This is a genomic window from Devosia sp. (genome assembly GCF_017307565.1).
In the GTDB taxonomy this organism is placed as follows: domain Bacteria; phylum Pseudomonadota; class Alphaproteobacteria; order Rhizobiales; family Devosiaceae; genus Devosia.
This window is the reverse complement of sequence record NZ_JAFKHD010000207.1, coordinates 1-8,848: the sequence shown is the minus strand read 5'-3', so window position 1 is coordinate 8,848 and position 8,848 is coordinate 1. Positions and strand designations below refer to the sequence as shown.

Below are 8,848 nucleotides of genomic sequence, written 5' to 3'. Positions count from 1 at the left end.
TGCCGACGGTAACGGCGGTGCCGGCCGAGATGGCGATGGGCGATGGGATGAGGTCGTTGGGGAAATCGGCGAGGCGGATGCCGCCTGCTTCGACGGTGCCGTCGAGGAGGTTCATTTTCGGCGAGCCGATGAAGCCGGCAACGAAGAGATTGTCCGGGTCGTCATAGAGTTCGAGAGGGGAACCATCCTGCTCGATGACGCCATCGCGGAGAACCACGATCTTGTCGGCCAGGGTCATGGCCTCGACCTGGTCGTGGGTGACGTAGATGATGGTGGTCTGCAGTTCCTTGTGGAGGCGAGCCAGCTCGATGCGCATGTGGACGCGGAGTTCCGCGTCGAGGTTGGACAGCGGCTCGTCGAAGAGGAAGACGTCAGGATGCCGCACGATGGCGCGGCCGATGGCGACGCGCTGACGCTGGCCGCCGGAGAGCTGACCGGGCTTGCGATCGAGAAGTTTTCCAAGTTCGAGAATGCGGGCGGCATCGCCCACGCGCCGTGCGATTTCATCCTTGGGGGCGCCCGCGAATTTGAGCGCGAAGCCCATGTTTTCGCGGACGGTCATATGCGGGTAAAGCGCATAGGACTGGAACACCATGGCGATGCCGCGCTGGGCGGGATCGACATCGTTCATGCGCTTTTCGCCGATGAAGACATCGCCCGAGGAGATCTGTTCGAGCCCGGCGATCATGCGCAGGAGCGTGGACTTGCCGCAGCCCGACGGGCCGACAAAAACCACGAACTGCTTGTCCTCGATATCGAGGTCGACGCCCTTGATGACGTCGACCGCACCAAAGGACTTTTTCACATTTCGAAGTTTCAGACCGGACATTGACGACCCTCAGACAGCGGTGAGCGTTGCGACGGTGCGGCCAAGCCGCTCATTGGTGACGGTAACGGTAATCGGGCCCTTGCCGGTGGTGCGCAGCCAGAAGCCGGTGGAGCCGGCTCGCAGCGGCACGAGGCCGGGACCAAGGCGCTCAGCGGCGCCCGACACTTCGATGGACACCGGTTCGGGGAAGAAGGGCAGTTTTTTGCCCGACTGATCCAATGCCCGAACGATGACACGGACCGTATCGCCCTCGGCACCGAGTTCGGTGTGATCGGGGGTGACCTGGAGCTCGGTGGCGATCGGATCGGAGATGAGCTTTACCGTCTTGGCGACGGCGCCCTTCACATAGCCGGTGATAACAGCATCTTCCCAGGACATGCCCCAGAGGCCAAGTTCTTCATCGGTCAGGTCTTCGCGCTTGATGACGACAGGCGCGTGGGGAAGGTGCGGGAAGGCTTCGCGATCGGGACGGAAGCGCTTGGGCGCGTTCTGGCCATAGGTCAGTTCGACCTCGTCGCAATTGGTGAGGATGATCAGCGGCAGAACCCCACCGATGTTGCGCTCGCCACGAGCCCAGAAGGTAACGGGCTTGAGCACGACTTCGTCTTCGGGCTCGCACTGGCTGGCATAGGCATAGGCGGCGAATTTTGGCTCGCGGAACATGTCCATGACGCCGTGGTGGCAGAGGCGGTCGCCGGAGCCAAAATCCTTGTGGGTGTTGTAGTCGAAGGCGCACCAGCCGATGCAGCCGGCGATCTGCGGATCGCCATAAGCGGCGTTCATCACCTCAAGATGGCGGCGGACGTGTTCGGCCTGGCGCTGTTCCTGATCATTGCTCTTGGTGGGGTACATATGCCCACCATATTCGGTGATCATATAGGGCACGACGCGATTGAGGCCGGTGACCTCCTGCTGCGGACGCAGCGGAGTGCGCGGGCGATTGCCGCCCCATTCCTCATTGCCGAGGATGAAGTCGTTCATGGTGTAAACGTCTTCGAGCAGCTCGCTGTCGGTGATGTAGCGGACGCCGCCGGTTTGGCGGGTGGTGTCCAGCTCATGCGCCAACTTGTTGGTGCGGAGGTAGAAATCGTGGTCGTCCTGGCTTTCGTTGATGCGGACGCCCCAGATGACGATGGAGGGGTGGTTCCAATCGCGGGTGATCATGCGGCGGACGTTTTCGACCGCTTCATCCTTCCACTCCGCCGGGCCGATATGCTGCCAGCCGGGGATTTCTTCGAACACGAGCAGGCCGATCTCGTCGCAGCGATCGAGGAAATAGTGGCTCTGCGGATAGTGCGAGGTGCGCACCATGTTGAGGTGCAATTGGTGCTTCAGAATCTTGGCGTCCTGCACCTGGGCCGACTTGCCCATGGCATAGCCGGAATAGGGGAAGGACTGGTGGCGATTGAGGCCGCGCAGTTTCAGAAGCTTGCCGTTGAGCTTGAACCCATCGGTGGTGAACTCGGCACTGCGGAAGCCGAAGCGAACTTTTGCGACATCCTGGCCGGAGGCGGTGTCAATGGTAACTTCCAGGGTGTAGAGCGCCGGAGTTTTCAAATCCCAGAGTGTGATGTCGGCAAGATTGTCGAAGCTGACATCAACGGAGGCGCCAGAAATGGCAGCGTCGGTGCTGGCGATCTCGTTGCCTGATGCATCCTTGATTGTGGCAACGAGCGTACCAGAGAGCGGCAGGTTCTGCGGATTGGAGAGATCGATGCGAGCGCTGACCGATTTCTTGTCGGCTAGAACGTTGGGGGTTTCGATCTTGGCATTGCCGACGAAAATCGGCGCGGTGACGCGCAGCCAGGCTTCGCGATAGAGGCCGGCATAGGTGAGATAGTCGATCTGGCCGCCGAAGGGCGGGATGGCGGGGTTTTCACTGCCGTCGATGACGACTTTGAGGATGTTTTCGCCCGGCTTCAGGCGGCCGGTGAGACGGCCTTCAAAGGGAGTGTAGCCGTCCTTGTGAGCGGCGATTTCCTCGCCATTGAGATAGACGCGGGAATTGGCCATGGCGCCATCGAAGACGACGGAGACATCCTTGCCCTGCCAGGATGGATCGGCGGCGAAGCGCTTTTCGTAGGTGAATTCGCGCTGATAGGCCTTTTCGTCAAAGTAGGAGAACGGCAGGTCCACCGCATTGTGCGGCAGGCGGACCGTGTCCTTGCCTTCAAAGAGCCAGTCGGAATTGAAATCGATCAGAGGGCGCATGGGTGTTCTACTTGACGGCGCCCAGCATGCCTTCGACGAAACGGCGCTGGAGCAGGAAGAAAATGACGAGGGTGGGAAGGGTCGCAAAGATCGCCCCGACCATGACGACACCGAAATCGGGCGTATAGGCGGAGGTGAGACCGGCGACGACAAGGGTGAGCGTCTTCATCTCATTGGTCTGCAGGACGATGAGCGGCCAGAGATAATTGTTCCAGTTGGCCATGAAGACGATGATGGTGGCGGCCGCATAGGTTGAGCGCATCACCGGCATGTAGACATAGAGGAAGATCTGCCACTCCTTGAGGCCATCGATGCGGGCGGCATCGCGCAGCTCATGAGGGAAGGCCTTCGTCGCCTGGCGAAAATAGAAGATGATGAAGATCGAGGCGACGGTGGGCAGGATGATCGCCTGATAGGTGTTAATCATCTTGAAGTTGGCCATCATGATGAAGAGCGGGATCATGAGGGCCGCGAAGGGCACCGAAAGCATCAACAGCAGGCCGCCGAAAATCCGTTCGCGGAACTTTGAGCGGAAGATTTCGAAGCCATAGCCGGCAAGCGAAGAGATCAGCAGGGTCAATGCCGTGCCGAGGCCGGCGATCAGGAACGAGTTGAACAGGATCCTCGGCATATCCACGGAATTGAAGAACACGCTGAGGTTCTGGATCAAAGCGCCGCCGGGGCTCGCCTTGCCCTTGATGATGTCGGCCGAAATGTTGGTGGCGCCGACAGCCATCCAGAAGAATGGGAAAACAGAGATGATGGCGGCAACGATCAGCAGCAGATAGGTGGCGACGCGGCCGAGAAGGGCGAGAGGGTTGCTCATGCGCGTTTCTCCCGGGCCAAGAGGAACTGGATGAGGCTCAGAATGCCGACGAGGACCACGATGACGTAGGAAACCGTCGAGGCGTAGCCGAAGCTGGGCATGAACTTGAAGCTCAGGTTGTAGATGTAGAGCGACAGGGTCAGCGTCGAATCCGAAGGACCGCCCTGGGTGAGCAGGTTGGGCTCATCGAAGAGCTGCAGGGTGCCGATGGTCGAGATGACCGTGGTGAAAAGAATGACCGGCTTCAGCATCGGCACGGTGATGTACCAGAAGCGTGCCCAGGCGGGGACGCCATCGATCTTGGCCGCTTCGTAGATCGAGCGGTCGATGTTCTGCATGGCGGCGAGATAGAAGATCATGTTGTAGCCGGTCCAGCGCCAGGTAATGGCGGAGATGACGACGACCTTGGCCCAGAAGGGATCGGCCAGCCACGGAATGGGACTGGCGATGATGTGGGCGAACATCAGGAACTGATTGATGACGCCGTCCTGAGCGAACATGGATTTGAAGACGACGGAATAGGCGACAAGCGAGGTGACGCAGGGCAGGAAGATGGCCGTGCGAAAAAGGCCCCTGCCCCAGAGCTTTGAATCATTGAGCGCATTGGCGAAGAGCAGCGCCAGGATCAGCATGATCGGGACCTGGATGGCCAGGAAGATCAGCGTATTGGTGAGGGCGCGGATGAAGACCGGGTCCTGCGTCAGGCGGATGATATTGGTGAGGCCGCCAAAGCTGAACGCCATGCCGCGGCCGACCTGAAAGCTCATCCAGAGCGACCACAGGATCGGATAGATCATGAACAGGCCCAAAAGGACCAGGGCGGGCATGATGAAGAGCCAGCCGCTCACCTGCTCGTTTCGCGCGAGACCCGATTGCGCCACGCTATTCTCCGTTGTTGTCACCACTGCCAAGTCCAGCCCCGACGTCACTGCCGCGAAAACGGGAAAATCGGTTGCCGAACAGGTATCCCCGCTTTCGCCGGGATGACACCGAGATAGGGTCCGCACCTGAGGCGCGGACCCGAGACGACGGTTTTACTGGACCTGCTGGCGGACCTGGGAGTCGATGGCGGCGATGATCTCGTCGACATTGCCACCGGAGGTGATGGCCGGGATCTGGGCGACGACGGCAGCGTCAGCTTCGTTGGTGAAGATGCCGTAGTTCACGGCCGGGATCTTGCCGAGCCAATCGGAGAAGTTCTGCCACACCGGGGCGCCGCCGAAGAAGGCGTCGCTTGCCTTGTAGGCTTCGCCTTCGCGCGCAGCGAGGAGCGAGCCGAGAGCGCCCTGATCGACCAGGATCTTCTGGTAGAAGTCGACGTCCTTGCCCCAAACCTGGGCGAGGAAATCAACGGCTTCGGCCTTTTCAGCGGACGAAGCGAGCACGTACCAGCTCGAGCCGCCGAGATTGGAGGCATTGGTGGCGCCTTCGACACCATCGAGAGCCGGGAGCGGCGCGATGCCCCACTTGCCGGACTGATCGGCATTGGCCTTGATCGTGCCAACCATCCACACGCCGGTGAAGGTCGAGAGCGTGTCACCCGAGGTGAAGGAGCCGGTATATTCGGTCCAGCCGGCAACCGGCTTGGAAATGCCGGCGGCGAGCAGGCGCTGATAGGTCTCGATGGAGGCCTTCAGGACCGGATTGTCAGCGATGTGCACGCTGCCATCGGGATTGAAGTACCAGGAGCCTGCGGACTGCATCATGATGCGGAGCCAGCCGGCGTCGTTCGGATCGATCGGCAGCAGGATGCCACCGGTCTTTTCCTTCACGGCCTTACCGATCTCGATCAGCTTGTCCCAGGTGATGTCCTGGAGGTCAGCAGCGGTGAAGCCGGCTTCCCCGAGAAGGTCGGAGCGGTAGAAGTAGCCGGTGACGCCGGAGTCGAAGGGCAGCGAATAGGTCTGGCCGTTGACGGTGGCGAGTTCGACCTTGTAGGGCGCGAAGCCCGAGTAATCGACGGCAGAGTTCAGCGGCTCAAAAGCGCCCGGGAACGACTGCAGGTACTTCTGGGCACCGTAGTCTTCAATCAGGACGATATCGGGCAGGCCATCGGTGGTACCCGAGGCCAGCTGCGCCTGCAGCTTCTGCTCGAGGTCGGCCTTGGCGAAGTCGACGATATTGAAGGTCACGTCAGGATGGGCGGCGGAATAGCGCGCAGCCGCTTCCTTCATGGTGGCGCCGTTGAAATTCGGATCCCAGCACCAGACGGTGACTTCGACGGCCGAAGCGGCGGTGATGCTGAACATGCTAACGCTGGCCAGCGCAACGGCAGCCGCGCGCTTCCAGCCCGTGGACAGACGGGTCATTGCAAATCCTCCCTAACGGGTGTTTCCTCTTCACCCGTAGACGGAAGCTTAACCGTAACCCGTGCGTTAGGCAAGAATTTCAGTAAATTTTTACTTCTTTATTTTTCAACGGGTTGGCGTATGCTGCTCCGCCAAACGAGCGTCGACGCCAGCGTAATCTGCTTGGCGAGATCGCGCCCTCCAACCCGCTCGAGCAGCAATTCCACCGCCGCTTCGCCGATTTCCTCGGCGGGGAGACGCACCGTGGTCAGCGGCGGATTGAGGAATTGAGCCACGGAAATGTCATTAAAGCTCGCCACCCCAACGTCATTGGGAATGGAGAGGCCGAGCTCATGGATGGCGCGATAGGCGCCGATGGCCATGGAGTCATTGAACGTGATGATCGCGTCAGGAGGGCGCTTTTCACTGAAAATTTCTTTGGTCAGGCGATACCCGCCCTGCTCCGTATTGTCGCCCGAGCGGAACATGCGGTCATCGAACCAGCCAGCCTTGGTCATCCACTGCACGAACGCCTGGGCTCGGCGATCACCCCACCCGATATAGGCCATGCGGCGATAGCCCAGGTTGGCCAGAGACTGCAGCAGCTTTTCCATGGCGTGGCGCAGGTCGGCCTGGACGGAATCGATGTGATCGTCAGGCGGAGCATAGTCCGCAAAGACCAGCTGCTTGGCGTGACGCTGCAGCCACTCGATCTCTTCGTCATCGTGGCGGCCGATGGCAATGACACCCGAAGCGCTTTGCAGCATGCCAGCGTCGGGTTTTGCATCGGTGTGGTAAACTTTTACCGTTTCGATCTTGAGCGCAGCGCAACGGCTCTCGATGCCGAGACGCATGGCAACATAATAGGGATCGACCAATTCCTGCTCGGGACGCAGGGAATGCACCAATGCAAGCTTGGTAAGCCCCTGGACATTGGCGCGATTGCGATTGCGCGGCGTCGCATAATTCAGCTTTTCGGCCGTCTCGATGATGGCTTGGCGCTTGCGGTTGGAGATCGACAGCGTTGTGTCGTAGTTGAGCACGCGCGATACCGTAGCGCTCGAAACGCCCACCGCCGCCGCGATTTCCTTGAGAGTGACCATGGTGGGCGAAGCTACAACCGCGTGAGCCCGACGGTCAACGGGCTGATCGGAGCGACGACGGTAAGCAATTTGGGGCCCTGGCCCCGTCACCGTCCGGCCTGTTCAGGCGATCCCTTTCGAGCAAACTGGACCACCGGGACAGGCCCGACACGACGGCTGATGGAGGGTTTGTGCCCCCGTCAGCCCTTTGGATTTACCAGCACCCTGCCCCGAACTTCGCCCCTCAGGATGCGGCCGGCAGCTTCCGGGAGCGCTTCCAAGGTGACTTCCTCCACCAGGGAAGCATAGGCACTGATGTCAAAGAGCTCGGCGACGCGCTGCCAGGCGGCGATGCGCCTTCCATAGGGCTGCATGACGCTGTCTATACCGAGCAGATTTACGCCACGCAGCAGGAACGGCAGGACATTCGTATTGAGGCCGATGCCGGCGGTATTGCCGAGGGCGGCGACGGAGCCGCCATATTTCACCTGCTTAAGCACCTTGCCCAGCACATTGCCGCCGACGCAATCGACGACGCCGGCCCAGCGGGCGGGCTCAAGGGGCTTTTCGGCCTCGGCGAGGAATTCGGCGCGCTCAACGATACGCGTTGCGCCGAGCGCCGTGAGCGCGTCCGAGTTTTCCGGACGCCCGGAAAGGGCGACGGCGGCGTAACCCAGGCGGGCGAGAAGCGAGATGGCAATAGAGCCAACACCGCCGGACGCGCCGGTAACGAGCACTTCGCCTGAGGACGGCGCAAGCCCCGCCGCTTCCAACCGAATAATGGCGAGCATGGCTGTGAGGCCGGCGGTACCGACGATCATGGCGTCGCGGGCGGAAAGGCCTTTTGGCAGGGGCACAAGCCAATCGCCATTGACGCGGGCGCGCTCGGAAAAACCGCCCCAATGGGTTTCACCGACTCGCCAGCCTGTGAGCACCACAGCATCGCCCGGCCGGTAGCGGCTATCGGAGCTTTCGCGGACCGCGCCGGCAAAATCGATGCCTGCGATGTGGGGGAAGGCCCGGACCAAACCGCCCTGCCCCGTCAGGCACAGGCCATCCTTGTAGTTGAGGTCGGCCCAATCGATATCGACGGTTACATTGCCCTCGGGAAGACGAGAATCGTCAAACATTTCGACCGCATTGGTGACGCTGCCGTCTTCGGCTCTCTGCGTGACAAGGGCGCGAAAGCTCATCGATTTTCTCCTGATCTCGGACGTCGGTTCGCCGAGGGACAAACTAGCGCACCGGGGGCGAACGTCACAAGCCGCGCCACGTACCGCCTAGCCCGGGGGCAGCGTAAGGCGATGAAATCAAAGCGAAACCGTGGCCGCATTTGCGGCAAGTGTTCGGACGGCCCGGACGCCGCCATGCCAGCGCGGATCGACACCGCATCAATAATACCGAAGCGTTGAAAGGCCTGAATTTACGGCTTTTGTGACGAAACCGTTGCACGTCGCTTGATTGGTTCAGGCTTTTTGATAGACAATTGCAGTCCATCATCTGAAAGCCTAATCCCCTATGAGCCGTAACTTTCTCGTCGTCGATCCCGAAGAGGACATCGAGGTTTTGAAAGGTTTGGCCTCGCCGATCCGGGTGCGCATCTTGAAGCTGC

Annotated in this window: 7 protein-coding genes; all 7 read right to left on the bottom strand. The window is 60.7% G+C overall.

All coding sequences use genetic code 11. The annotated features are described in order from the left end of the window. Nucleotides 1–829 (bottom strand): sn-glycerol-3-phosphate ABC transporter ATP-binding protein UgpC (ugpC, locus tag J0I64_RS06560; RefSeq protein ID WP_291406798.1); only part of this gene is annotated, 829 nt, incomplete at its 3' end. A 9-nt stretch (nucleotides 830–838) separates the two neighbouring features. Then, nucleotides 839–3,040: a glycoside hydrolase family 2 TIM barrel-domain containing protein gene (locus tag J0I64_RS06555; RefSeq protein ID WP_291406797.1), complete on the bottom strand. Its 2,202-nt coding sequence runs from the start codon at nucleotides 3,038–3,040 to the stop codon at nucleotides 839–841. A 7-nt stretch (nucleotides 3,041–3,047) separates the two neighbouring features. Then, complete coding sequence (locus tag J0I64_RS06550) at nucleotides 3,048–3,866, bottom strand: carbohydrate ABC transporter permease (protein ID WP_291406796.1); 819 nt, start codon at nucleotides 3,864–3,866, stop codon at nucleotides 3,048–3,050. Then, nucleotides 3,863–4,693, bottom strand: a complete 831-nt coding sequence (locus J0I64_RS06545) for a carbohydrate ABC transporter permease (protein WP_291406799.1) — start codon at nucleotides 4,691–4,693, stop codon at nucleotides 3,863–3,865. Before J0I64_RS06545 ends, J0I64_RS06550 begins: the two co-directional genes overlap by 4 nt. A 207-nt stretch (nucleotides 4,694–4,900) precedes the next feature. After that, nucleotides 4,901–6,175, bottom strand: a complete 1,275-nt coding sequence (locus tag J0I64_RS06540; RefSeq protein ID WP_291406795.1) for an extracellular solute-binding protein — start codon at nucleotides 6,173–6,175, stop codon at nucleotides 4,901–4,903. Between the two features lie 98 nt (nucleotides 6,176–6,273). Beyond that, complete coding sequence (locus J0I64_RS06535; protein ID WP_291406794.1) at nucleotides 6,274–7,257, bottom strand: LacI family DNA-binding transcriptional regulator; 984 nt, start codon at nucleotides 7,255–7,257, stop codon at nucleotides 6,274–6,276. Between the two features lie 179 nt (nucleotides 7,258–7,436). Continuing rightward, nucleotides 7,437–8,429: an oxidoreductase gene (locus tag J0I64_RS06530; protein ID WP_291406793.1), complete on the bottom strand. Its 993-nt coding sequence runs from the start codon at nucleotides 8,427–8,429 to the stop codon at nucleotides 7,437–7,439. Between the last annotated feature and the right edge of the window lie 419 nt (nucleotides 8,430–8,848).

Coding starts and splice junctions, on each gene's coding strand:
- J0I64_RS06555 (WP_291406797.1), bottom strand. CDS start 3,040: ATGCGCCCTCTGATCGATTTCAATTCCGACTGGCTCTTTGAAGGCAAG.
- J0I64_RS06550 (WP_291406796.1), bottom strand. CDS start 3,866: ATGAGCAACCCTCTCGCCCTTCTCGGCCGCGTCGCCACCTATCTGCTG.
- J0I64_RS06545 (WP_291406799.1), bottom strand. CDS start 4,693: ATGCCCGCCCTGGTCCTTTTGGGCCTGTTCATGATCTATCCGATCCTG.
- J0I64_RS06540 (WP_291406795.1), bottom strand. CDS start 6,175: ATGACCCGTCTGTCCACGGGCTGGAAGCGCGCGGCTGCCGTTGCGCTG.
- J0I64_RS06535 (WP_291406794.1), bottom strand. CDS start 7,257: ATGGTCACTCTCAAGGAAATCGCGGCGGCGGTGGGCGTTTCGAGCGCT.
- J0I64_RS06530 (WP_291406793.1), bottom strand. CDS start 8,429: ATGAGCTTTCGCGCCCTTGTCACGCAGAGAGCCGAAGACGGCAGCGTC.